Consider the following 22,443-nt stretch of genomic DNA (forward strand, 5'->3'; position numbering starts at 1 on the left):
CAGAGTGCATGAAAAGAGACGTTGCCCTGTTTCAGGGCAATTATGCAACGGCGATCATATCCTCGACATTTAATTCGTTTTTTCCCTTTTTCTCTTTCCGGTTCGTTCGGCAGACCTGCTATCTTTCACCATTAAGGCAATATCGCAACGTTTTATTAACATATTTAACGTCGAAGTTTTGACCAGACGGCAATGTGGCATAAGACCTGCAAGATGAAGCCTGCAACACAACACACAACACAATACATAATAAAATCACGGTACTTGAGGGTAAATGTATGAAGAAGACGGTTCTGGCTCTGTCTTTGCTCGTGGGGTTAAGTGCGGCAGCAGGTAGCTACGCAGCGCTTCCACAGACGGTTCGTATCGGTACAGACGCAACCTACGCGCCATTCTCTTCCAAGGATGCGAAAGGCGATTTCGTGGGGTTTGATATCGATCTGGGAAATGAAATGTGCAAACGCATTGCGGTGAAATGCACATGGGTGGGCAGCGACTTCGACGCGTTAATCCCGTCGCTGAAAGCCAAGAAAATCGACGCCATTATCTCTTCTCTCTCCATCACCGAAAAACGCCAGCAGGAGATTGCCTTCTCTGACAAGCTCTACGCCGCGGATTCTCGCCTGATTGCGCCGAAAGGTTCCCCGATTAAGCCAACCATCGACTCGCTGAAAGGCAAGCATGTTGGCGTGCTTCAGGGCTCGACCCAGGAAGGTTATGCCAATGCGACCTGGCGTGAGAAGGGTGTAGACGTGGTGGCTTACCAGAACCAGGATCTGATTTACTCTGACCTGGCCGCCGGTCGTCTGGATGCCGCATTCCAGGATGAAGTCGCCGCGAGTGAAGGCTTCCTGAAGCAGCCTGCGGGTAAAGACTATGCGTTTGCGGGCCCGTCGGTGAAAGACAAAAAATACTTTGGTGACGGCACCGGTATTGGCCTGCGTAAGGATGATACCGAGCTAAAAGCCGCCTTCGACAAAGCCTTTGCAGAGCTGCGTAAAGACGGTACTTACGACAAACTGGCGAAGAAATACTTCGACTTCAACGTATACGGTGAATAACACCTGGCGCTAACGCACCGTAAAGGTGCGTTACGGGGGCGGTTGACCCAATTCGGTGCATTTGGTGCACCGTATTGGATCGCTTTGTGCATACTTACGCATTTATAATGCAAAAATTCCCGCCTGAAGGGCATTAGTCTTTGCCTGACAGAGGGGATTGATGGCACATTAGCACCACCCCGTCGTCGTAAAAATCCCGTATGAAGACAGTTTGTTGAGGACAAATATGAAAAAACTCGTGTTGTCACTATCTCTGGTTCTGGCCTTTTCCAGCGCCACCGCGGCATTCGCAGCTATTCCGCAGAAAATTCGGATTGGTACCGATCCAACCTATGCGCCGTTCGAATCGAAGAATTCAAAGGGTGAACTGGTGGGTTTTGACATCGATCTGGCCAATGAGCTGTGCAAACGCATCAAAGCACAGTGTACCTACGTTGAGAACCCGCTGGATGCGCTGATCCCGTCCCTGAAAGCGAAAAAAATCGACGTGATTATGTCCTCGCTCTCCATCACCGAAAAACGCCAGCAGGAGATTGCCTTCACCGACAAACTCTACGCGGCCGATTCTCGTCTGGTGGTGGCTAAAGCTTCTGACGTTCAGCCAACGCTGGAGTCCCTGAAAGGCAAACGCGTCGGCGTGCTGCAGGGCACCACGCAGGAAACCTACGGCAACGAACACTGGGCGCCGAAGGGGATTGAAATCGTCTCCTACCAGGGCCAGGAAAATATCTACGCTGACCTGACGGCAGGCCGAATTGATGCGGCATTCCAGGATGAAGTCGCGGCAAGCGAAGGCTTCCTGAAAACGCCGGTGGGTAAAGATTACAAGTTTGGCGGCCCGTCTATTAAGGACGTGAAGTTGTTTGGTGTGGGCACCGGTATGGGCCTGCGCAAAGAAGACAACGAGCTGCGCGAGGCGCTGAACAAAGCGTTTGCTGAAATGCGCGCTGATGGCACCTACGACAAGCTGGCGAAAAAGTACTTTGATTTTAATGTTTACGGCGGCTAATCGCCCCGTCAAATAACGTGCGGCCCCTCCCGGTGCGGGAGGGGATAAGACACGGTTCCACCACTCACGATACGACAGGGCTCGCGGTATGCTGTACGGATTTTCTGGCGTTATTTTACAGGGCGCGCTTGTCACCCTTGAGCTGGCTATCAGCTCCGTGGTGCTGGCGGTGCTGATAGGTCTGGCAGGCGCAGGGGCGAAGCTTTCGGCTAACAAACCGCTGGCGCTAATTTTTGAAGGCTACACCACGCTTATTCGCGGCGTTCCCGATCTGGTGCTGATGCTGCTTATCTTTTACGGTCTGCAGATTGCGCTGAACAGCGTAACGGACGCGATGGGCATGGGACAAATTGATATCGACCCGATGGTGGCCGGTATTATTACCCTCGGTTTTATCTACGGTGCCTACTTCACCGAAACCTTCCGCGGTGCTTACATGGCCGTGCCGAAGGGCCACATTGAGGCGGCAACCGCATTTGGTTTTACCTCTTCACAAACGTTTCGTCGGATTATGTTCCCGGCCATGATGCGCTACGCGCTTCCGGGCATCGGCAACAACTGGCAGGTTATCCTCAAAGCGACAGCGCTGGTCTCGCTGCTTGGTCTGGAAGACGTCGTGAAAGCGACTCAGCTGGCGGGCAAGAGCACCTGGGAGCCGTTCTACTTTGCGGTGGTCTGCGGTGTGATTTATCTGGTCTTTACGACCGTCTCCAATGGTGTGCTGCTTCTGCTCGAGCGTCGCTACTCCGTGGGTGTGAAGAGGGCTGACCTGTGATTGAGATTATTCAGGAATACTGGAAATCGCTGCTGTGGACGGATGGCTACCGCTTTACCGGCGTGGCGATTACGCTCTGGCTGCTGATCTCCTCCGTGGTGACGGGCGGCATTCTGGCGGTATTTCTTGCCATTGGCCGCGTGTCGAACAATAAATTTATCCAGTTCCCGATCTGGCTGTTTACCTACGTGTTTCGCGGTACGCCGCTCTACGTGCAGCTGCTGGTGTTCTATTCGGGAATGTATACGCTTGAGATCGTAAAAGGCACTGAGATGCTGAATGCGTTCTTCCGCAGCGGTCTGAACTGTACGGTGCTGGCGTTGACGCTCAACACCTGCGCCTACACCACCGAGATTTTCGCCGGGGCAATTCGTTCCGTCCCTTACGGTGAGATTGAAGCGGCGCGGGCCTACGGCTTCTCGTCGGTGAAACTCTACCGCTGCATCATCCTGCCGTCGGCACTGCGTATTGCGCTACCGGCGTACAGTAACGAAGTGATTTTGATGCTGCACTCCACCGCGCTCGCCTTTACCGCGACGGTGCCGGATCTGCTCAAAATCGCGCGCGATATTAACTCCGCGACCTATCAGCCGTTTACCGCTTTTGGCATTGCGGCGGTGCTCTATTTAATTATCTCTTATGTTTTGATTAGCCTGTTCCGTAAGGCTGAAAAACGCTGGTTGCAGCATATAAAACCTTCTTCGACGCACTGAGAAAGATGATGGCTGAGAACAAATTAAACGTTATTGATTTGCACAAACGCTACGGCGAACATGAAGTGCTGAAAGGGGTGTCGCTGCAGGCTAACGCAGGCGATGTAATCAGTATCATCGGCTCATCCGGCTCGGGTAAAAGTACCTTCCTGCGCTGCATCAACTTCCTCGAAAAGCCGAGCGAAGGTTCGATTGTGGTGAGCGGGCAGAATATTAACCTGGTCCGTGACAAAGACGGCCAGCTGAAGGTCGCGGATAAACACCAGCTGCGCCTGCTGCGTACGCGCCTGACGATGGTATTCCAGCACTTCAACCTCTGGAGCCACATGACGGTGCTGGAGAACGTGATGGAAGCGCCGATTCAGGTGCTGGGGCTGAGCAAGCAGGAAGCCCGCGAGCGTGCGGTGAAATACCTGGCGAAAGTGGGTATCGACGAGCGCCAGCAGATGAAATACCCGGTGCATCTCTCCGGCGGTCAGCAGCAGCGTGTCTCCATCGCGCGTGCGCTGGCGATGGAGCCTGAAGTGCTGCTGTTCGATGAACCGACCTCCGCGCTGGACCCTGAACTCGTTGGCGAAGTGCTGCGCATCATGCAGAAGCTGGCCGAAGAGGGCAAAACGATGGTGGTGGTGACGCACGAGATGGGCTTCGCCCGTAACGTCTCGAACCACGTGATTTTCCTGCATCAGGGGAAAATTGAAGAGCAGGGCCACCCGGACGAGGTGCTGGCGAACCCGCAAAGCCCGCGTTTGCAGCAGTTCCTCAAAGGATCTCTGAAGTAAAGAGGGCATCAGCCCGCAGTGCAGCCCAATCGCCCGGTGGCGCTTCGCTTACCGGGCCTACAAATTCTATTGCCGTTCGGCACACTCCAGCCGATACACCCAGTCGTCATAGCGCACGCCGTCAATTTCATACGCCTTTTCCAGCACCTGCGTACGCACAAACCCCGCTTTCTCCAGCACCCGCACCGAACCGCCGTTATCCGCCAGCACATACGCGTTAATCGCTTTTACGCCGGTCTGGTTAAACGCATAGCCACATATCGCGCGCAGCGCCTCGCTGGCAATCCCTTTTCCCTGCGCGGCAGGCACAACCGTATAGCCGATGTCGGCCTCTTCACGATTCTCAGGGCTGATTTGCAGGCCAATATCACCCAGCGGCGTATCGTCCTCCAGAGAGCGGATCACGAAGACATGCTCCGCCATCAGGCGTGCGGCAAACGCGCGTCGGGTCTCTTTTTCCGGCGCGATGGCGGCCATGTAGCGCATGATGCGGCGATCTTCACGCAGCGAGCGAAAGAAGGCCCAGTCGGTGGGTTCGAAAGGAGTGAGGTGAAGTCGGGGAGTGGTGATGGTTGCCATTGTTACGCCATTTCTTCGGAACATGGCCTGTCACTGTAACATATTCACCGCACCACATCCCCCAGCGCCTCTTCTAATTCATACCAGCGGAACGCAAAGCCGGCCGCTTCCAGCCGTTTTGGCAGCGCCCGCTGTCCGCCTAATACCAGCACGGACGCTTCACCCATCATCAGGCGAATGACCGTGGCAGGCACGCGCAAAATCGCCGGGCGGTGCAGGGCATGCCCCAGCGCGTGGGCAAACTGTTCGTTACGCACCGGATACGGCGCAACCATGTTAAACGGCCCGCGGAGATCGTTATCCAGCAGCCAGAGAATACCGTTGACCATATCGTCGATATGGATCCACGCCAGGTACTGACGACCATTCCCAATGGGGCCGCCGAGCCCGAGCCGGAAAGGGGGAAGCATCTTCGCCAGAATGCCGCCTTTCGGCGCAAGCACGACGCCGGTCCGCAGCAGGCAGACGCGGGTACGATCGCTCTGCGCCGCAGAGGCGAGACGCTCCCACTGGGCGCAGAGTTTATGGGTAAATTCGTTATGGGGCGGCTCTTCCTCGGTCACCACCACCTCACCGAGATCGCCGTAATAGCCTACCGCTGAACCCGAAATCAGCACCGAAGGCGGGGTGTGGCTATTGCGGATCAGCTCGACCAGCTTTTCGGTAATGTTCCACCGGCTGCTGCATAACAGCTGTTTTTGCTCTTCCGTCCAGCGCTTATCGGCGATGGGTTCACCCGCGAGGTTAATGACGGCGTCGAAGCCGTCCAGATTTTGCTGATCGGCCAGATTTTTCCAGATATCGACACCTGCCCCCAGCACCTGACGCGCTTTCTCCGGGCTGCGCGTCACCACGGTAATGTCGTGATGCAAGGCCTGCAGACGCGCAATGAGGTGACGACCAATAAGGCCTGTACCGCCGGTCAGCAAAATCTTCATACAACCTCCAGGTTTACGCCTGGCGTCGCCAGCTTAACGTCATAGAGACGGAATCGGCGTAGCGCAGGGCGTGAAGTTTATCGATCTCAACTTCAGCATAAGTGACCCAGTGATGTTCGCGTGCGATATCGAGCACATCCTGAGTTAATTTTTCCAGCAGAGAGAAGCGGTTATTCTCCACGTACTGAATGATGTTTTTGGTAATTGTGCGGTAGTTCAGCGCGTCGTTGATGTCTTCGCTGGCCCGCGCTTTGTCTGCGGGATAGTGAATCACCACGTTAATGACAATATCCTGACGGTTGGCGATCTCTTCCTCTTTGATACCGATGAAGGTACGCAAGCGTAAATTTTTTATACGAATAACAGCATCTGGCTGTGACATTGCAGGTCTTCTCCGTGTCAGTATTTCCTGCTCATCATACATGAGAGGCTCGCGGGCACCCAGCCTCATAGAGGGTTAAATCTGCTGGATTTTTTGCATCGCTCGCTCGGTGGCCGGGCGGGTTCTAATGCGCTCAAACCAGTTGTTCACCGCCGGGTAAGAGGCCAGGTCAATGCGGTGTTTTTCATGCGTATTCACCCACGGCCAGCAGGCGATATCGGCAATACTGTAATGATCGCCCCCGAGCCACGGGGTTTTCTCAAGCCGACGGTTCAGAACGTCATAGAGCCGTTGAGTCTCAACCTGATAGCGTTCTATCGCATAAGGGATGGGCTGCGGGGCGTAAGCGGTAAAGTGATGGTTTTGACCCAGCATGGGCCCCAGCCCGCTCGTCTGCCAGAAGAGCCATTGCAGGGTATGGTGACGCTCGCGCAGTTCACCGCTCAGCAGTTTGCCGGTTTTCTCCGCCAGGTAGAGCAAAATTTCACCGGATTCAAACAGGCTCAGCGGTCTGCCCCCATCCGCAGGCCGGTTATCAATAATGGCCGGGATTTTATTATTCGGCGAGATAGCCAGAAAGAGAGGGCTGAACTGTTCGCCTTTGCTGATATCCACGCGAATGATCCTGTAATCCAGCTCGGCTTCTTCAAGAAAGAGGGTGATCTTATGGCCGTTTGGGGTAGGGGCATAATAAAGGTCGATCATTCTCAACTCCTGTCCATGCGAAGAGTGGTGCCATGACAAATGAGTATAGGTGGTTGTTGTAAATCGTGAGTTTTCATCAAGTGACAGCGAGACAAAGAGATTATATGTTGAGTAAAAACCGATCAGCCTATGAGGATGTTATGAACCAGCCCGCCATCACGTTGTGGTCCGATGCGAATTTCTTTTCTCCCTATGTTATGAGCGTATACGTTGCGCTGGCCGAAAAAGGGCTCACTTTTACGCTGAGGACCGTTGATCTTGACGGCGGTGAACACCTCAAACCGCAGTGGCAGGGCTACGACCTGACCCGACGCGTGCCTGTGCTGGAGATTGACGGTTTTGCCCTGAGCGAATCGTCGGCGATCGATGAATATCTGGAAGATCGGTTTGCGCCGCCTGAGTGGGAGCGTATCTATCCTCACGACCTGCAAAAACGCGCGCGGGCGCGGCAGATCCAGGCGTGGCTGCGAAGCGATCTGGTACCGATTCGCGTGGAACGCTCGACGGACGTCGTGTTTGCCGGGGTGAAAAAGCCAGCGCTCAGCGCAGAAGGCAGCGAAAGCGCGCAAAAACTGATTGAAGCCGCCACCTCGCTCCTCGCCCACGGCAACCCAAACCTGTTCGGCGAGTGGTGCATTGCCGACGCCGATCTGGCGCTGATGCTCAACCGCCTGATCCTCAACGGCGATGAGGTGCCGCAGCTGCTGGTGGATTATGCCGCGTTTCAGTGGCAGCGCGCCTCCGTGCAGCGCTATGTGGCACTCTCGGCCAAGCGCGCGGGCTGATAAGCCCTGACGCTTCAGGTATGATGGGGGCAGTCTGTTTTCCCGAGGAGTGACTGATGAAACTGATGTTTGCGTCGGATATCCATGGCTCGCTGCCCGCTACCGAGCGTGTCCTCTCCCTGTTTGCACAAAGCGGCGCGCAGTGGCTGATTATTCTGGGCGATGTACTCAATCACGGCCCGCGCAACGCGCTGCCGGAGGGCTACGCCCCGGCACAGGTTGCCGAAAAGCTCAACCCGTATGCCTCGCGTATCGTTGCCGTTCGCGGCAACTGCGACAGCGAAGTGGACCAGATGCTGCTGCATTTTCCCCTTACCGCGCCATGGCAACAGGTGCTGCTGGAACAAAGCCGCCTGTTCCTGACCCATGGGCATCTTTTCAGCCCGGATAATCTCCCGGCGCTCGCGGCTGGCGATGTCCTGGTTTACGGTCATACTCATATTCCGGTTGCTGAAAAGCGCGGTGAGATTTATCACTTTAACCCGGGTTCGGTCAGCATACCGAAAGGCGGATACCCTGCGAGCTATGGCATGCTGGATGGAAATACCCTGAGCGTTATCGCACTTAATGATCAGCAAGTTATTGCGCAGGTAGCGATTAATCCGTAAGTTACACCTCAACTGCAAACGCGCCGAAAGAGCGCTTAGAAGAGAAGGTTTCCCGATGGTGGAGCAGAGTCATTTGGCAAGTACAGAGTGGGTTGACATTGTCAGCGAAGAGAATGAAGTGATCGCGCAGGCCAGCCGCGAACAAATGCGTGCGGAGCGTCTGCGCCACCGCGCAACGTACATCGTTGTGCATGACGGTATGGGCAAAATTCTGGTCCAGCGCCGTACGGACACCAAAGATTTTCTCCCGGGCATGCTGGACGCCACCGCAGGTGGGGTTGTGCAGGCAGATGAAGTGCTGCTGGATTCCGCACGTCGTGAAGCGGAAGAAGAGTTAGGTATCGCCGGCGTGCCGTTTGCCGAGCACGGTCAGTTCTATTTCGAAGACGAAAACTGCCGCGTCTGGGGCGGGCTGTTTAGCTGCGTTTCTCACGGCCCGTTTGCACTGCAGGAAGAAGAGGTGAGCGAAGTCAGCTGGATGACGCCGGAAGAGATCACCGCGCGCTGCGACGAGTTTACGCCGGATTCGTTAAAAGCGCTGGCGCTGTGGATGACCCGCAACGCCAAAAACGAATCGACCAGATCAGAGAAAGAGGAAGAGGCTGAGTAAGATTCAGCAACTCTCTCTCAGACACAGACTGGACGCGATGGGCTTTTGATCGCGCCAGTCACCGTCATTCAGACGCTCCAGCAGCGCTTTCCCGGCTTCAATTCCAATCTTACGATGCGGCACCGCCATCGTCGTCAGCGGCGGCTGACAGACGCGGCTCACGTCGCTATCGCCAAAGCCGACCACCGCCAGATCGTCCGGCACCTTGATTCGCCTGCGCTGGCATTCGTACAGCGCGCCGCAGGCCAGCTCGTCAGACACGCAAACCAGCGCATCCAGCTCTGGCCATGCCAGCAAAAACTCAGGCAACTGCGCGGCACCCGTGGAGAAGCTCGGCGGCATCGCCGCGTTTATGACCCGGTTCGGCGACATATGGTGGCGAAGCATGGCTTTATACCAGCCCTGTAAATGCTGCTGGAAAATCCACTGCTCCTGGTTGGCGCACAGCAGCCCAATATTTTGATAGCCGCGCTTAATCACCATTTCCGTGAGCTCATACATGGCCGCTACGTTATCAATCCCGATATTCATATCAATCGGGTCGGCGCGCATGGCGCCCATCTCCATCACCGGAATAGAGGCATTTTTCAGCCAGTGGCGAACGGTGTCGGTATGTTCAACGCTAAGCAGGATAGCGGCGGCAATATTCGACGCCAGCAGCGTCTCCAGCAACTTCTCCTCCTGCTCAAGACGATGCTGGGATTCAGCCAGCATGATCTGATACCCGGCAGGCTGTAGCACCTGCTGTAGCCCGGCGAACATCTCCGAGCAGCCGGCTTCGGAGAGATTAGGCACCACCATGGCTATCGTCCATGACGACGCCGAGGCCAGCGCGCTGGCGGCTAGATTAGGCATATAGCCCAGCTCCTGCACGGCAGCTTCTATTTTTTCTCGTAGTTTATCGGAAACCTGTTCGGGCGTGCGGAGTGCACGGGACACGGTCATCGTGCCCACACCGGCAAGCTGTGCGACATCGGCGAGTGTCACTTTACCAGTACTGCGCCGTTTTCGGGTTAAAGACATACACCTTCCTGCTGACCAGACGCGTTCTTCATTTCCTTCGCTTCACGTGACAGGCAGTATACGCCTTAAATCCCTTTTTTTGCTGTGATTTAGCGTCGCGATTGCAATTTGATAGCGCTATCACATTTCTGCATGTTAACCGTTGGTAGCGCTATCTTTGTGATCGCGATCGCAGTCATCCAGCGATGTGTTGAATAAAGTTTGCTCATCTTTAAGCGTGTAGCGGGAGTGAAAAGTGCTCAAAAAATGGATATATGATACAACCATCACGCTGCAGGATAGCGTGGAAAACTGGCCGCAGGCGCTGGAGCTGTGCGCGAAGCCGCTTCTGGATTTGCAGGTGATTGAGCCTGAATACGTCACTGCCATCATCCAGCAGCACCACACGTTAGGACCCTATTATGTGCTGGCACCAGGGCTGGCTATGCCGCATGCGCGGCCGGAGGAAGGCGCCAAAGGACTGGGGTTGTCTTTATTAAAACTAAAACAGGGCGTCTCGTTTGGTGCCGGTGAGTTTGACCCTGTCGATGTCATTATTATGCTCGCGGCACCCGACAAAAATAGCCATATCGAGATGATCTCATCGCTGGCTGAATTATTTTCCAGCGATGCAGATATGGCTGAACTGCATCAGGCGAATACCCTGGAGGAAATTAAAACGATTATTGACCGCTTCTGATTTAATTCTTTAATCCGATTATTCACAACATTACGCGCCAGCGTGATGGGGCGTGCTCTACTCAAAATAAGGGGACAACAATGAAAATCATGGCTATTTGCGGTTCCGGCCTGGGCAGCAGTTTTATGGTCGAAATGAATATTAAAAAGGTGCTTAAAAAGCTGGAGATTGAGGCTGAGGTTGAACACTCCGATCTCTCCTCGGCCACGCCGGGCGCGGCCGATCTGTTCGTGATGGCAAAAGACATTGCGGCCAGCGCCAGCGTGCCGGAAAGCCAGCTGGTGGTGATTAATAACATCATCGACATCAACGAACTTGAAGCGCAGCTGCGCGCCTGGTTCGACAGACAATAACCCTGATAAGGCGAGGTGGATATGTTTATCCTTGAAACGCTGAATTTCGTTGTTGATATTTTAAAAGTCCCTTCGGTGCTGGTCGGTTTAATTGCGCTAATTGGTCTGGTTGCGCAGAAGAAAGCGTTTTCGGACGTGGTGAAAGGGACGATTAAAACCATTCTCGGCTTTATTGTGCTGGGCGGCGGCGCCACGGTTCTTGTGGGGTCGTTAAATCCTTTGGGCGGTATGTTTGAGCACGCCTTTACGATTCAGGGCATTATTCCAAACAATGAAGCGATTGTGTCAATCGCGCTGGAAAAATACGGTGCAGCGACCGCGCTGATTATGGCCTTCGGCATGGTGGCGAATATTATCGTCGCGCGCTTTACCCGCCTGAAGTACATCTTCCTGACCGGACACCACACGTTTTATATGGCGTGCATGATTGGCGTGATCCTGACGGTGGCGGGCTTTGAGGGCGTGGGTTTGGTCTTTACCGGCTCGCTGATCCTCGGCCTGATCATGGCCTTCTTCCCGGCAATTGCCCAGCGCTACATGAAGCGCATTACCGGCAATGATGAAATTGCCTTCGGCCACTTCGGCACGCTGGGCTACGTGCTGTCCGGCTGGATTGGCAGCAAGGTCGGCAAAGGTTCCCGCTCAACCGAAGAGATGAACCTGCCGAAGAACCTGAGCTTCCTGCGCGACAGCTCGATCTCCATCTCCCTGACCATGATGATTATCTACCTCATCCTGGCGGTGAGCGCCGGGCGCGAGTACGTTGAGGCCACCTTCAGCGGCGGCCAGAACTACTTGGTCTACGCCATCATCATGGCGATCACCTTCGCGGCGGGCGTGTTCATCATCCTGCAGGGCGTGCGCCTGATTCTGGCGGAGATCGTTCCGGCCTTTACCGGCTTCTCGGAGAAACTGGTGCCGAACGCGCGTCCTGCGCTGGACTGCCCGGTGGTGTATCCGTATGCGCCAAACGCGGTGCTGATTGGCTTCCTGTTCAGCTTCCTCGGCGGGATTGTGGGGTTATTGATCTGCGGTCAGTTTAGCTGGGTGCTGATCCTCCCGGGCGTCGTGCCGCACTTCTTTACCGGCGCAACGGCGGGCGTGTTCGGTAACGCCACCGGCGGACGTCGCGGGGCAATGATCGGCGCCTTTGCTAACGGCCTGCTGATCACCTTCCTGCCGGTTCTGCTTCTGCCGGTGCTGGGCGCCATTGGCTTTGCCAACACCACCTTCTCGGACGCCGACTTCGGCGCGGTCGGGATTGTTCTCGGCAACCTGGCGCGCTTCCTGTCGCCGCTTGCCATCACCGGACTGGTCGTTGCGCTGTTCGCGCTGCTGGTGGCGTACAACGTCTTCGCGAAAAACAAACCTGCGGGCGGTAACGCGCAGGAAAACACCGGAGCCAAATCATGAATGAGAAAGAGATAACCGAACTCGCGCGTCAGATCCGTCTTGAGACGCTGAAATCCCTGACGCAGCTGGGCTTTGGACACTATGGCGGCAGCATGTCGGTGGTTGAAACCCTGGCCGTGCTGTATGGCGCGGTGATGAAAATCGACCCGGCGGATCCGGACTGGCCGGAGCGAGACTATTTTGTCCTGTCGAAAGGTCATGCGGGCCCGGCGCTCTACAGCACGCTGGCGATCAAGGGCTACTTCCCGATAGAAGAGCTGAGCACCCTGAACCAGAACGGCACGCGCCTGCCAAGCCACCCGGACCGCCTGAAAACGCGCGGCGTGGATGCCACCACCGGTTCGCTGGGGCAGGGGATCTCCATTGCCGGCGGTATGGCGCTCTCGCACAGGCTGGCGGGGCGGCCGAACCGGGTCTTCTGCATCGTCGGTGACGGCGAGCTGAACGAGGGTCAGTGCTGGGAAGCCTTCCAGTTTATCGCCCACCATCGCCTGAATAACCTGACGGTGTTCGTGGACTGGAACAAACAGCAGCTCGACGGCGAGCTGGACGAGATCATCAGCGCGTTCGACCTGGAGGGGAAATTCCGCGCCTTTGGCTTTGACGTGGCGACGGTGAAGGGCGACGACGTTCCGGGTCTGCTGGCGGTAACGTCGCGGGTCCCGACTGCCGATGCGCGTCCGTTAGTCGTCATCCTCGACAGCATCAAAGGGCAGGGGGTGCCGTATCTGGAGCAGCTCAGCAACTCGCACCACCTGCGTTTAACGGAGGAGAGCAAAGCGGCCCTCAACGAGACGATTCGCCAACTGGAGGCTTCACATGATTAAGGTTGCACCGGCAGGAGAGAAAGACGCCGTTGAGATGCGTAAGGTCTACGCGGGCTTCGTGGCAAAGCAGATTGAGGCAGGAAGCGAGATTATCGCCCTGGAAGCGGATCTGATGAGCTCGATGGCGATGGACGGGGTGGCGCGCGATTACCCGCAGCACGTGATTAACTGCGGGATTATGGAGGCGAACGTGATCGGTACGGCTGCCGGGCTATCGCTCACCGGACGCAAGCCGTTCGTCCACACCTTCACCGCGTTTGCCAGCCGTCGCTGCTTTGACCAGCTGTTTATGTCCCTGGACTACCAGCGCAATAACGTAAAGGTGATTGCCTCGGATGCGGGCGTGACGGCCTGCCACAACGGCGGGACGCATATGTCGTTTGAGGATATGGGCATCGTGCGCGGTCTGGCGCACTCGGTGGTGCTCGAGGTGACCGACGCGGTGATGTTCGAGGACGTGCTGCGCCAGCTTATCGACCTCGAAGGTTTCTACTGGGTGCGGACTATTCGTAAGCAGGCGCCGAGCGTGTATGCCCCGGGCTCAACCTTCACCATTGGCAAAGGCAACGTGCTGCGCGAAGGAACCGATATTACCCTGATTGCCAACGGCATCATGGTGGCGGAAGCGCTGGAAGCGGCGCGCCAGCTGGAGCAGGAGGGGGTAAGCGCGGCGGTCATCGACATGTTTACCCTGAAGCCCATCGACCGGATGCTGGTGAAAAACTACGCCGAGAAGACCGGGCGTATCGTCACCTGTGAAAACCACAGCATTCACAACGGCCTGGGGTCGGCGGTGGCGGAAGTGCTGGTGGAAACCTGCCCGGTGCCGATGCGGCGGGTGGGCGTCAAGAAGCGTTACGGCCAGGTGGGGACGCAGGATTTCCTGCAGAAGGAGTATGGCCTGACGGCACATGACATTGTGTCGGCGGCGAGAGAGCTGCTGTAAATAAAAAAGGCGACCGGTTAAGTGGTCGCCTTTCTTGCCGGATGGCGCTTCGCTTATCCGGCCTACAAAACCGTAGGCCCGGTAAGCGCTAGCGCCACCGGGCTTTTTAACATTACTGCTGCTGCGAAGACTGAATCGCGGTCAGTGCGATGGTGTAGACGATATCGTCAACCAGCGCGCCACGGGACAGGTCGTTCACAGGTTTGCGCATGCCCTGCAGCATTGGCCCGATGGAGATCAGGTCTGCAGAACGCTGTACCGCTTTGTAGGTGGTGTTACCGGTGTTCAGATCCGGGAAGATGAACACGGTAGCGCGACCTGCAACCGGAGAGTTCGGCGCTTTGGATTTCGCAACGTCGGCCATAACGGCGGCGTCGTACTGCAGCGGGCCGTCGATCATCAGGTCAGGACGTTTTTCCTGCGCCAGACGGGTCGCTTCACGCACTTTCTCTACGTCGCTACCTGCACCAGAGGTGCCGGTGGAGTAGGAGAGCATCGCTACGCGCGGTTCGATACCGAAGGCAATCGCAGAGTCCGCGGACTGGATAGCGATTTCTGCCAGCTGTTCTGCGGTTGGATCCGGGTTGATCGCGCAGTCGCCGTAAACGTAAACCTGTTCAGGCAGCAGCATGAAGAACACGGAAGAAACCAGAGAGCTGCCTGGCGCGGTTTTGATCAGCTGCAGCGGTGGACGGATGGTGTTCGCCGTGGTGTGAACCGCACCGGAAACCAGACCGTCAACTTCGTCCTGCTCCAGCATCAGCGTGCCCAGCACCACGTTGTCTTCCAGTTGTTCGCGCGCAACGGCTTCGGTCATGCCTTTGCTCTTACGCAGCTCAACCAGACGGGCAACGTAGCTTTCGCGAACCACTTCAGGGTCAACGATTTCGATGCCAGCGCCCAGCTCAACGCCCTGAGACGCCGCAACGCGGTTGATCTCATCAGGGTTACCCAGCAGCACACAGGTCGCGATGCCGCGCTCTGCACAGATAGCAGCCGCTTTAACGGTACGTGGTTCGTCGCCTTCTGGCAGAACAACGCGCTTGCCTGCTTTACGCGCCAGCTCGGTCAGCTGGTAACGGAATGCAGGAGGAGACAGACGGCGGCTGCGCTCGGAGGTTGCGGTCAGGGATTCGATCCAGTCTGCGTTGATGTAGCCCGCAACGTATTCCTGAACTTTCTCGATACGCTCGTGGTCATCAACCGGTACTTCCAGGTTGAAGCTCTGCAGGCTCAGGGAGGTCTGCCAGGTATTGGTGTTCACCATGAAGACCGGCAGGCCGGTAGCGAACGCGCGTTCGCACAGCTTGCTGACGCGTGGGTCCATCTCGTAGGCACCGGTCAGCAGGATCGCACCGATTTCCACACCGTTCATCGCGGCCAGGCAGGCTGCAACCAGCACGTCCGGACGGTCTGCGGAGGTCACCAGCAGGGAACCTGCACGGAAGTGTTCCAGCATATGCGGAATGCTGCGCGCACAGAAGGTCACGGACTTCACGCGGCGGGTGTTGATGTCGCCTTCGTTAACCACGGTGGCGTTCAGGTGACGCGCCATGTCGATTGCACGGGTGGCGATCAGATCGAAGCTCCATGGCACCGCGCCCAGTACTGGCAGCGGGCTGGATTCCTGCAGCTTAGCCGGGTCAACTTTGACAACTTTCGCTTTGGAAGAGTCGTCGAAGATCTCGGACAGGTCAGGGCGAGTACGGCCCTGCTCATCCACCGGTGCGTTCAGTTTGTTCACGATCACGCCGGTGATGTTGGTGTTTTTCGCGCCGCCGAAGCTGCTGCGCGTCAGTTCGATACGCTCGTTCAGCTGCTCTGGAGTGTCGGTGCCCTGAGACATCACGAAAACGATCTCTGCATTCAGGGTTTTCGCGATTTCAAAGTTCAGAGACTGGGCAAACTGGTGTTTGCGCGTCGGGACCAGGCCTTCAACCAGCACCACTTCCGCGTCTTGCGCGTTAGCATGGTAGTTGGCGATGATCTCTTCCATCAGCACGTCTTTCTGGTTGCTGGACAGCAGAGACTCAACGTGGCTCATCTTCAGCGGTTCAGCCGCTGGCAGATTGGAGTTCTTGCGAACGATAGTGGTGGTCTGGTCTGGCGCATCGCCACCGGCACGTGGCTGGGAGATTGGCTTAAAGACGCTCAGACGAACGCCTTTGCGTTCCATAGCACGGATAACGCCAAGGCTGACGCTGGTCAGGCCGACGCTGGTTCCGGTAGGGATCAGCATAATAGTACGGGACACGGTTTATCCTCTTTCGTTACCGCCCAAATGGGGCGGGTTACAAAACAGCACCGCCAGCATTGCTGGCGGTGTGGAATCAGGCAGTCAGGCGGTGCGCGTCTTGCGCAATGACCAGTTCTTCGTTAGTTGGGATAACGAGAGCAGGGCGGGTGCCTTCTTTGTTGATGAAGCCAGACTTGCCGAAGCGGGCAGCCAGGTTACGCTCGTGATCAACTTCGAAGCCCAGAACGCCCAGTTTGCCCAGGGACAGTTCACGAACCATTGCCGCGTTCTCACCGATACCACCGGTGAAGATAACCGCGTCCAGACGGCCTTCCATCAGCGCAGTGTAAGAGCCGATGTACTTCGCCAGACGGTGGCAGTAAACGTCCATTGCACGTTTAGCGTCTTCTTTCTCTGCGTAGTTGTCTTCAACGTAACGGCAGTCGCTGGTGACTTCGGTCAGACCCAGCAGGCCAGACTCTTTGGTCAGCATTTTGTTGATCTGGTCAACGCTCATGCCCAGGGTGTCGTGCAGGTGGAAGATGATCGCCGGGTCGATGTCACCGGAACGGGTACCCATCACCAGACCTTCCAGCGGGGTCAGACCCATGGAAGTATCAACACATTTACCGTTGCGGATAGCGGAAACAGAACCACCGTTGCCCAGGTGGCAGGTGATGATGTTCAGTTCTTCAACCGGCTTGTTCAGAACTTTTGCAGCTTCCTGAGTCACATAGAAGTGGCTGGTGCCGTGCGCGCCGTAACGACGTACGCCGTGTTCTTTGTACAGGCTGTATGGCAGGGCATAGAGGTAAGACTCTTCCGGCATGGTCTGATGGAACGCGGTGTCGAATACGGCCACGTTTTTGTCTTTCAGATTCGGGAAGGATTTCAGCGCTTCAGCGATACCGATCAGGTGAGCCGGGTTGTGCAGCGGTGCGAAGGACGCAGAGTCCTTGATGCCCTGGATCACAGATTCGTCGATCACGACGGAGCTGGTGTATTTTTCGCCGCCGTGGACGATACGGTGACCAATCGCAGTCAGCTGAGCAGACAGTTCTGGTTTTTGTGCCAGAATAGTGTTAACGATAAAGTTCAGCGCTTCACTGTGAGCGGCGCCTGCACCTAAAGCCGCTTCTTGTTTGCTGCCGTCCATCTTCCACTTGATACGTGCTTCAGGCAGATGGAAACATTCGGCCAAACCAGAGAGGTATTCGTCACCGTTGAGCGCATCGATGATGGCGAATTTCAGTGAGGAGCTACCGCAGTTCAGAACCAGTACTAACTTACTCGACATGGAAGTACCTATTATTGATACGTGGCTAAAAAAACGTCAGTGAGTCTAACAGCGTAACGCATGATGACTCAGACATTTATGATTAACATCATGCCAAACAAACATTGTGGCATGATGGAAGAAATAACTATGATTTTATGCCATTTTGCACAATTTTCAGCCAATGGCATAATATGCAATAATTTGACGAGTTAATGATTCTCGTCTATGGCCCTATCAGGCTGGCACAGGATACCCGATACGGGGTAGCGATGACAAAATATTTTGAACGTTGTCATAGCTTGTTGTGGTTTTGCACGAAAATTTTAATTTTTATATGTGAAGTTGAGGTACAGCCATGTCGACACCAGAAAACCCGTCCGTAAATTTCTTTAGTCTGTTTCGTCGGGGACAGCATTACGCAAAGACGTGGCCGATGGAAAAGCGCCTTGCGCCTATGTTCATTGAGAATCGCACCATCCGCGCCACGCGCTATGCGATTCGTTTTATGCCGCCTGTCGCTGTCTTTACGCTGTGCTGGCAGATTGCGTTGGGCGGGCAGCTTGGTCCTGCGGTCGCGACGGCGCTCTTCGCGTTAAGCCTGCCGATGCAGGGCCTGTGGTGGTTAGGTAAACGGTCCATCACTCCGCTTCCCCCTTCTATTTTACACTGGTTTTATGAAGTGCGCGGAAAACTGGAGGAGGCCGGACAGGCGCTCGCCCCGGTTGAAGGCAAGCCGGATTACCAGGCGCTGGCGGACACGTTAAAGCGCGCTTTTAAGCAACTGGATAAAACATTCCTCGATGACTTGTGATTGATCATCGAAACGACGACGAAAAGAAGGCACAGTAACAATCAGTTACCGTGTCTTTTTTTTAAAGTGCAATGCGCTACAGGAGTCGAAAGATGGAAATGACCCATGCTCAACGTCTGATTTTGTCTAACCAGTACAAGATGATGACTATGCTTGATCCCGATAACGCTGCGCGCTACAGCCGCCTGCAAACCATCGTAGAACGCGGTTTTGGTTTGCAAATGCGCGAACTGGACCGCGAGTTTGGCGAGCTGAAAGAAGAAACCTGTCGCATCGTGATCGACATTATGGAGATGTATCACGCCCTGCACGTGTCCTGGACGAATCTCAAAGATCAGCAGTCCATTGACGAGCGCCGCGTGACCTTCTTAGGCTTTGATGCCGCAACGGAAGCGCGTTATCTGAGCTATGTTCGCTTTATGGTGAACACAGAAGGGCGTTATACCCACTTTGATGCGGGCACCCACGGCTTCAACGCGCAGACCCCAATGTGGGAAAAATATCAGCGTATGCTGAGCGCGTGGCATGCCTGTCCGCGTCAGTACCATTTAAGCAGCAACGAAATTCAACAAATCATTAATGCCTGACGGAGGTGTGTGTGCAGTGTAGAGGTTTTCTGTTTGATCTGGACGGTACGCTGGTGGATTCGCTGCCGGTTGTGGAGCGTTCATGGTGCCATTGGGCTGATCGACATGGCATCGACCATCAGGACGTGCTGAATTTTATCCATGGCAAACAGGCCATCACCTCGCTACGGCACTTCCTTGCCGGACGCTCTGAGGACGAAATTCAGGCGGAGTTTAAATACCTGGAACACATTGAAGCCACGGATACGGACGGCATCACCGCCTTACCGGGCGCGCGCGAGCTGCTTGAGCATCTGAACGAAGCGCAGATCCCGTGGGCGATCGTCACCTCAGGCTCCATTCCCGTCGCCCACGCCCGTCATAAGGCGGCAGGTTTACCGAAGCCAGAAGTGTTTATCACTGCGGAGCGCGTTAAGCGCGGTAAACCGGAGCCCGATGCATTTTTACTGGGAGCTGAACTGCTGGGCCTCGCCCCCGCAGAGTGTGTGGTAGTAGAAGATGCGGCCGCTGGCGTACTGGCCGGGCTAAACGCCGGAAGCCACGTTATCGCCGTTAACGTTCCGGCGGGCTCCCCCCGGCTGGAGGAGGCAGACTTTGTGCTGGATTCACTGACGGCGCTGGCCGTTTCGAAAGCCTCTGACGGAGTTGTAACCGTCTCGCTAAAAATGTAATCACATGATATAGCCCCACATTGCTGGGGCTTTTTTATGGCACAATTTCTCCTCTCCCACTGACAAGGACATGTTGTGAACGGTGAACTGATTTGGGTCCTGAGCCTGCTTTTAATCGCCATCCTTCTTTTTGCAACGGGCAAGGTACGCATGGACGCCGTCGCCCTGTTTGTCATCGTCGCGTTTGTGCTGAGCGGTACGCTCACGCTGCCGGAAGCCTTCTCCGGGTTTAGCGATCCCAACGTTATCCTGATTGCCGCCCTGTTTATTATCGGTGATGGGCTGGTGCGTACCGGCGTGGCGACCATCATGGGGTCGTGGCTGGTGAAGGTGGCGGGCAGCAGCGAAACCAAAATGCTGATCTACCTGATGGTTACCGTCGCCGGGCTGGGGGCGTTTATGAGCTCAACGGGCGTGGTCGCCATCTTTATTCCGGTGGTGCTGAGCGTCTCCATGCGGATGCAGATCTCGCCATCGCGCCTGATGATGCCCCTGAGTTTTGCCGGTTTGATCAGCGGAATGATGACGCTGGTGGCAACGCCGCCGAACCTGGTCGTCAACAGCGAGCTGATTCGGGAAGGATTCCAGGGCTTCAGTTTTTTCAGCGTCACCCCGCTTGGGCTGGTCATTCTGGTGCTGGGCGTGGTCTACATGCTGCTGACCCGGTTTGCCCTGAAAGGTGAAAAACAGGACAAAAATAAAGAAGGGTGGAAGCGACGCACCTTCCGCGATCTGATTAAAGAGTACCGTCTCACCGGGCGCGCGCGCCGTCTGGCTATTCGTCCCGGCTCGCCGATGGTGGGACAGCGCCTGGACGACCTGAAGCTGCGCGAGCGCTATGGCGCAAACGTGATCGGCGTAGAGCGCTGGCGTCGTTTTCGCCGGGTGATCGTCAACGTCAACGGGGTGTCGGAATTTCGCGCGCGGGACGTCCTGCTGATTGATATGTCCACCGCGGACGTGGATCTGCGCGAGTTTTGCAGCGAGCAGCTGCTGGAACCGATGGTGCTGCGCGGGGAGTATTTCTCCGATCAGGCGCTGGATGTCGGCATGGCAGAAGTGTCGCTGATCCCGGAATCGGAACTGTTGGGTAAAACCGTGCGGGAAATGGGGTTCCGAACCCGCTATGGCCTGAATGTCGTGGGGCTGAAGCGCGATGGCGTAGCGATGGAAGGGGCGGTGGTGGATGAGCCGATCCTGCTGGGCGATATCTTCCTGGTTGTCGGTAACTGGAAGCTGATTAGCCAGCTCGGGCAAAAAGGGCGCGATTTTGTGGTGCTCAACATGCCTGTCGAGGAGAGCGACGCCTCCCCGGCGCACAGCCAGGCGCCCCACGCGATTTTTTGTCTGGTGCTGATGGTGGCGCTGATGCTGACCGATGAAATCCCCAATCCGGTCGCGGCAATCATCGCCTGCCTGTTGATGGGCAAATTCCGCTGCATTGACGCCGAAAGCGCGTATAAAGCCATTCACTGGCCGAGCATTATTCTCATTGTCGGGATGATGCCCTTCGCTCTGGCGCTGCAAAAAACCGGCGGGGTGGATCTGATCGTTAAAGGCTTAATGGACGTTGGCGGCGGGTATGGGCCGTACATGATGCTGGTCTGTCTGTTTATCATGTGCGCCACCATCGGTCTGTTTATCTCCAACACCGCGACGGCGGTACTGATGGCGCCGATTGCGCTGGCGATGGCCAAATCCATGGGCGTGTCGCCGTATCCCTTTGCGATGATGGTCGCAATGGCGGCCTCCGCGGCATTTATGACGCCAGTATCTTCACCGGTGAATACGCTGGTGCTGGGGCCCGGGAATTACAGGTTCAGTGATTTCGTGAAGCTGGGCGTGCCGTTCACCGTGCTGGTGATGCTGGTATGCGTGGTGTTGATACCGGTCCTGTTCCCGTTCTGAGCATTTTGCCGGGTGGCGGCTGCGCCTTACCCGGCCTACAAACTAAAAATTACAACGGTGAATCCTGGCTAATCTCATCCAACGATAAATGGAAGCTCGGCACAAACACCTGCATAAAGTAATCCATCTCTTCGCTGCGGCGTGATTCCAGCGTTTTTTCCAGACGCGTTTTCGCCAGTAAAAACTCGTTATTCCCCGCGGACAGCTCTTCCAGACACTTCAGGTAGGCGCAGAGCGCGTCGGCCTGTTTGACCAGCGACTTTTCATCTTCCGTGTACTGATGCTCATCAATGAGCGGCTCAAAGATGTCGCGCAACTCGTCCGGCACCATGTCAATCAGCTTCTGCTGGGCAATCTTCTCAATGGCCTTATATTCCTGCGCAATCTGCGAGTTGAAATATTTCACCGGCGTAGGCAGGTCGCCGGTCAGCACTTCTGACGCATCGTGGTACATGGCCAGCAGGGCAATGCGCTCTGGATTGACCTGACCGTTGAATTTGCGGTTTTTAATGGCGGCCAGCGCGTGAGCGACCATCGCAACCTGCAGGCTGTGCTCTGACACATTTTCCGTGCGGACATTGCGCATCAGCGGCCAGCGGTTGATGAGTTTCAGGCGGGAGAGGTGGGCAAAGAAATGACTCTGACTCATAGGTTACCTTTTGTCTTCACTGCGACAGGCGTTCATTGTGCGGGGAGGGGAGGGAAGATGCAAATCAGAAGGTGTTGTAGGCCGGGTAAGCGCAGCGCCACCCGGCAGAAAGCC

Annotated in this window: 25 protein-coding genes; 17 read left to right on the forward strand and 8 right to left on the reverse strand. The window is 55.9% G+C overall.

The features are described 5' to 3' along the window. The first annotated feature begins 278 nt into the window (after positions 1-278). The 5 genes from argT to hisP all read left to right on the forward strand — a co-directional run bounded on the left by argT (position 279) and on the right by hisP (position 4,340). On the forward strand, positions 279-1,061 hold the full coding sequence (argT, locus tag AB8846_RS13545; RefSeq protein ID WP_023312560.1) for a lysine/arginine/ornithine ABC transporter substrate-binding protein ArgT: 783 nt from the start codon (positions 279-281) through the stop codon (positions 1,059-1,061). 226 nt (positions 1,062-1,287) lie between these two features. Next, entirely contained in the window at positions 1,288-2,070 is a 783-nt protein-coding gene (hisJ, locus tag AB8846_RS13550; protein WP_032659199.1) for a histidine ABC transporter substrate-binding protein HisJ, read from the forward strand. A gap of 88 nt (positions 2,071-2,158) precedes the next feature. Then, the gene (locus AB8846_RS13555) at positions 2,159-2,845 is read left to right on the forward strand and encodes a histidine ABC transporter permease HisQ (RefSeq protein WP_014832782.1); all 687 of its coding nucleotides are present in this window, start codon (positions 2,159-2,161) and stop codon (positions 2,843-2,845) included. Then, complete coding sequence (locus AB8846_RS13560; RefSeq protein ID WP_063145404.1) at positions 2,842-3,558, forward strand: ABC transporter permease; 717 nt, start codon at positions 2,842-2,844, stop codon at positions 3,556-3,558. The genes AB8846_RS13555 and AB8846_RS13560 overlap by 4 nt, the downstream gene beginning before the upstream one ends. 8 nt (positions 3,559-3,566) lie before the next feature. After that, the gene (gene hisP, locus AB8846_RS13565; protein WP_023312558.1) at positions 3,567-4,340 is read left to right on the forward strand and encodes a histidine ABC transporter ATP-binding protein HisP; all 774 of its coding nucleotides are present in this window, start codon (positions 3,567-3,569) and stop codon (positions 4,338-4,340) included. Positions 4,341-4,406: 66 nt separating this feature from the next. Here hisP and AB8846_RS13570 read toward each other — a convergent pair whose 3' ends face one another. From AB8846_RS13570 to yfcG, 4 genes are all read right to left on the reverse strand, one after another. Continuing rightward, positions 4,407-4,919 (reverse strand): GNAT family N-acetyltransferase, encoded by a 513-nt coding sequence (locus tag AB8846_RS13570; protein WP_370732918.1) that lies wholly within the window; start codon positions 4,917-4,919, stop codon positions 4,407-4,409. 44 nt (positions 4,920-4,963) lie between these two features. Beyond that, positions 4,964-5,857, reverse strand: a complete 894-nt coding sequence (locus tag AB8846_RS13575; protein ID WP_370732919.1) for a TIGR01777 family oxidoreductase — start codon at positions 5,855-5,857, stop codon at positions 4,964-4,966. Positions 5,858-5,870: 13 nt separating this feature from the next. Then, complete coding sequence (folX, locus tag AB8846_RS13580; RefSeq protein ID WP_023336419.1) at positions 5,871-6,239, reverse strand: dihydroneopterin triphosphate 2'-epimerase; 369 nt, start codon at positions 6,237-6,239, stop codon at positions 5,871-5,873. Between the two features lie 75 nt (positions 6,240-6,314). Beyond that, positions 6,315-6,944 (reverse strand): GSH-dependent disulfide bond oxidoreductase, encoded by a 630-nt coding sequence (yfcG, locus tag AB8846_RS13585; RefSeq protein WP_331411821.1) that lies wholly within the window; start codon positions 6,942-6,944, stop codon positions 6,315-6,317. 140 nt (positions 6,945-7,084) lie between these two features. Here yfcG and yfcF point away from each other — a divergent pair, with 140 nt between their 5' ends. Genes yfcF through yfcD form a run of 3 tightly spaced genes read left to right on the forward strand, consistent with a single transcriptional unit; the run spans position 7,085 to position 8,947 of the window. Continuing rightward, positions 7,085-7,729, forward strand: coding sequence for a glutathione transferase (gene yfcF / locus AB8846_RS13590; protein WP_063145408.1), 645 nt, complete (start codon positions 7,085-7,087; stop codon positions 7,727-7,729). Between the two features lie 56 nt (positions 7,730-7,785). Then, the gene (yfcE, locus tag AB8846_RS13595; RefSeq protein ID WP_063145409.1) at positions 7,786-8,337 is read left to right on the forward strand and encodes a phosphodiesterase; all 552 of its coding nucleotides are present in this window, start codon (positions 7,786-7,788) and stop codon (positions 8,335-8,337) included. A 55-nt stretch (positions 8,338-8,392) separates the two neighbouring features. After that, the gene (yfcD, locus tag AB8846_RS13600) at positions 8,393-8,947 is read left to right on the forward strand and encodes an NUDIX hydrolase YfcD (protein WP_063145410.1); all 555 of its coding nucleotides are present in this window, start codon (positions 8,393-8,395) and stop codon (positions 8,945-8,947) included. 3 nt (positions 8,948-8,950) lie between these two features. On the opposite strand, the gene AB8846_RS13605 is transcribed toward yfcD, so the two are convergent. After that, a complete protein-coding gene (locus tag AB8846_RS13605; RefSeq protein ID WP_029741925.1) occupies positions 8,951-9,970 on the reverse strand; it encodes a LacI family DNA-binding transcriptional regulator in 1,020 nt (339 codons plus the stop codon). A 235-nt stretch (positions 9,971-10,205) separates the two neighbouring features. On the opposite strand from AB8846_RS13605, the gene AB8846_RS13610 reads away from it, so the two are divergent. The 5 genes from AB8846_RS13610 (at position 10,206) to AB8846_RS13630 (ending at position 14,188) form a co-directional block, all read left to right on the forward strand. Further along, positions 10,206-10,649: a PTS sugar transporter subunit IIA gene (locus tag AB8846_RS13610; RefSeq protein WP_023336414.1), complete on the forward strand. Its 444-nt coding sequence runs from the start codon at positions 10,206-10,208 to the stop codon at positions 10,647-10,649. An 80-nt stretch (positions 10,650-10,729) separates the two neighbouring features. Further along, the gene (locus AB8846_RS13615; protein WP_023336413.1) at positions 10,730-11,002 is read left to right on the forward strand and encodes a PTS sugar transporter subunit IIB; all 273 of its coding nucleotides are present in this window, start codon (positions 10,730-10,732) and stop codon (positions 11,000-11,002) included. A gap of 21 nt (positions 11,003-11,023) precedes the next feature. Continuing rightward, positions 11,024-12,415, forward strand: a complete 1,392-nt coding sequence (locus tag AB8846_RS13620; RefSeq protein WP_032659183.1) for a PTS ascorbate transporter subunit IIC — start codon at positions 11,024-11,026, stop codon at positions 12,413-12,415. Further along, a complete protein-coding gene (locus AB8846_RS13625) occupies positions 12,412-13,242 on the forward strand; it encodes a transketolase (RefSeq protein WP_370732920.1) in 831 nt (276 codons plus the stop codon). The genes AB8846_RS13620 and AB8846_RS13625 overlap by 4 nt, the downstream gene beginning before the upstream one ends. Continuing rightward, entirely contained in the window at positions 13,235-14,188 is a 954-nt protein-coding gene (locus tag AB8846_RS13630) for a transketolase family protein (RefSeq protein ID WP_370732921.1), read from the forward strand. Before AB8846_RS13625 ends, AB8846_RS13630 begins: the two co-directional genes overlap by 8 nt. A 112-nt stretch (positions 14,189-14,300) precedes the next feature. Here the strand turns inward: AB8846_RS13630 and pta are convergent, their stop codons facing one another. Both pta and ackA read right to left on the reverse strand, forming a co-directional pair. Then, positions 14,301-16,442: a phosphate acetyltransferase gene (gene pta, locus AB8846_RS13635; protein ID WP_063145414.1), complete on the reverse strand. Its 2,142-nt coding sequence runs from the start codon at positions 16,440-16,442 to the stop codon at positions 14,301-14,303. Positions 16,443-16,518: 76 nt separating this feature from the next. Then, positions 16,519-17,721, reverse strand: coding sequence for an acetate kinase (gene ackA, locus AB8846_RS13640; RefSeq protein WP_063145415.1), 1,203 nt, complete (start codon positions 17,719-17,721; stop codon positions 16,519-16,521). A 337-nt stretch (positions 17,722-18,058) separates the two neighbouring features. Between ackA and yfbV the strand changes: the two genes are divergently transcribed. The 4 genes from yfbV to AB8846_RS13660 all read left to right on the forward strand — a co-directional run bounded on the left by yfbV (position 18,059) and on the right by AB8846_RS13660 (position 21,680). Then, positions 18,059-18,514, forward strand: a complete 456-nt coding sequence (gene yfbV, locus AB8846_RS13645; RefSeq protein WP_023312543.1) for a terminus macrodomain insulation protein YfbV — start codon at positions 18,059-18,061, stop codon at positions 18,512-18,514. Positions 18,515-18,606: 92 nt separating this feature from the next. Beyond that, positions 18,607-19,101 carry a YfbU family protein gene (locus AB8846_RS13650; RefSeq protein ID WP_023312542.1) on the forward strand — a complete coding sequence of 165 codons (495 nt, stop codon included), beginning with the start codon at positions 18,607-18,609 and terminating at the stop codon, positions 19,099-19,101. Between the two features lie 11 nt (positions 19,102-19,112). Next, positions 19,113-19,772 carry a sugar phosphatase gene (locus AB8846_RS13655; protein WP_045402709.1) on the forward strand — a complete coding sequence of 220 codons (660 nt, stop codon included), beginning with the start codon at positions 19,113-19,115 and terminating at the stop codon, positions 19,770-19,772. A gap of 75 nt (positions 19,773-19,847) precedes the next feature. Further along, complete coding sequence (locus AB8846_RS13660) at positions 19,848-21,680, forward strand: SLC13 family permease (protein ID WP_063145417.1); 1,833 nt, start codon at positions 19,848-19,850, stop codon at positions 21,678-21,680. A gap of 49 nt (positions 21,681-21,729) precedes the next feature. On the opposite strand, the gene yfbR is transcribed toward AB8846_RS13660, so the two are convergent. Beyond that, positions 21,730-22,329 carry a 5'-deoxynucleotidase gene (gene yfbR / locus AB8846_RS13665; protein WP_023312539.1) on the reverse strand — a complete coding sequence of 200 codons (600 nt, stop codon included), beginning with the start codon at positions 22,327-22,329 and terminating at the stop codon, positions 21,730-21,732. Between the last annotated feature and the right edge of the window lie 114 nt (positions 22,330-22,443).

The sequence above is a fragment of the Enterobacter sp. KB-221C9 genome (assembly GCF_041320715.1).
Lineage (GTDB): Bacteria > Pseudomonadota > Gammaproteobacteria > Enterobacterales > Enterobacteriaceae > Enterobacter > Enterobacter asburiae_D.

What these genes read in the sequence shown, in the direction of transcription:
- argT (WP_023312560.1), top strand. Translation starts at nt 279, where the DNA reads ATGAAGAAGACGGTTCTGGCTCTGTCTTTGCTCGTGGGGTTAAGTGCG.
- hisJ (WP_032659199.1), top strand. Translation starts at nt 1,288, where the DNA reads ATGAAAAAACTCGTGTTGTCACTATCTCTGGTTCTGGCCTTTTCCAGC.
- AB8846_RS13555 (WP_014832782.1), top strand. Translation starts at nt 2,159, where the DNA reads ATGCTGTACGGATTTTCTGGCGTTATTTTACAGGGCGCGCTTGTCACC.
- hisP (WP_023312558.1), top strand. Translation starts at nt 3,567, where the DNA reads ATGGCTGAGAACAAATTAAACGTTATTGATTTGCACAAACGCTACGGC.
- AB8846_RS13570 (WP_370732918.1), bottom strand. Translation starts at nt 4,919, where the DNA reads ATGGCAACCATCACCACTCCCCGACTTCACCTCACTCCTTTCGAACCC.
- AB8846_RS13575 (WP_370732919.1), bottom strand. Translation starts at nt 5,857, where the DNA reads ATGAAGATTTTGCTGACCGGCGGTACAGGCCTTATTGGTCGTCACCTC.
- folX (WP_023336419.1), bottom strand. Translation starts at nt 6,239, where the DNA reads ATGTCACAGCCAGATGCTGTTATTCGTATAAAAAATTTACGCTTGCGT.
- yfcG (WP_331411821.1), bottom strand. Translation starts at nt 6,944, where the DNA reads ATGATCGACCTTTATTATGCCCCTACCCCAAACGGCCATAAGATCACC.
- yfcF (WP_063145408.1), top strand. Translation starts at nt 7,085, where the DNA reads ATGAACCAGCCCGCCATCACGTTGTGGTCCGATGCGAATTTCTTTTCT.
- yfcE (WP_063145409.1), top strand. Translation starts at nt 7,786, where the DNA reads ATGAAACTGATGTTTGCGTCGGATATCCATGGCTCGCTGCCCGCTACC.
- yfcD (WP_063145410.1), top strand. Translation starts at nt 8,393, where the DNA reads ATGGTGGAGCAGAGTCATTTGGCAAGTACAGAGTGGGTTGACATTGTC.
- AB8846_RS13605 (WP_029741925.1), bottom strand. Translation starts at nt 9,970, where the DNA reads ATGTCTTTAACCCGAAAACGGCGCAGTACTGGTAAAGTGACACTCGCC.
- AB8846_RS13615 (WP_023336413.1), top strand. Translation starts at nt 10,730, where the DNA reads ATGAAAATCATGGCTATTTGCGGTTCCGGCCTGGGCAGCAGTTTTATG.
- AB8846_RS13620 (WP_032659183.1), top strand. Translation starts at nt 11,024, where the DNA reads ATGTTTATCCTTGAAACGCTGAATTTCGTTGTTGATATTTTAAAAGTC.
- AB8846_RS13625 (WP_370732920.1), top strand. Translation starts at nt 12,412, where the DNA reads ATGAATGAGAAAGAGATAACCGAACTCGCGCGTCAGATCCGTCTTGAG.
- AB8846_RS13630 (WP_370732921.1), top strand. Translation starts at nt 13,235, where the DNA reads ATGATTAAGGTTGCACCGGCAGGAGAGAAAGACGCCGTTGAGATGCGT.
- ackA (WP_063145415.1), bottom strand. Translation starts at nt 17,721, where the DNA reads ATGTCGAGTAAGTTAGTACTGGTTCTGAACTGCGGTAGCTCCTCACTG.
- yfbV (WP_023312543.1), top strand. Translation starts at nt 18,059, where the DNA reads ATGTCGACACCAGAAAACCCGTCCGTAAATTTCTTTAGTCTGTTTCGT.
- AB8846_RS13650 (WP_023312542.1), top strand. Translation starts at nt 18,607, where the DNA reads ATGGAAATGACCCATGCTCAACGTCTGATTTTGTCTAACCAGTACAAG.
- yfbR (WP_023312539.1), bottom strand. Translation starts at nt 22,329, where the DNA reads ATGAGTCAGAGTCATTTCTTTGCCCACCTCTCCCGCCTGAAACTCATC.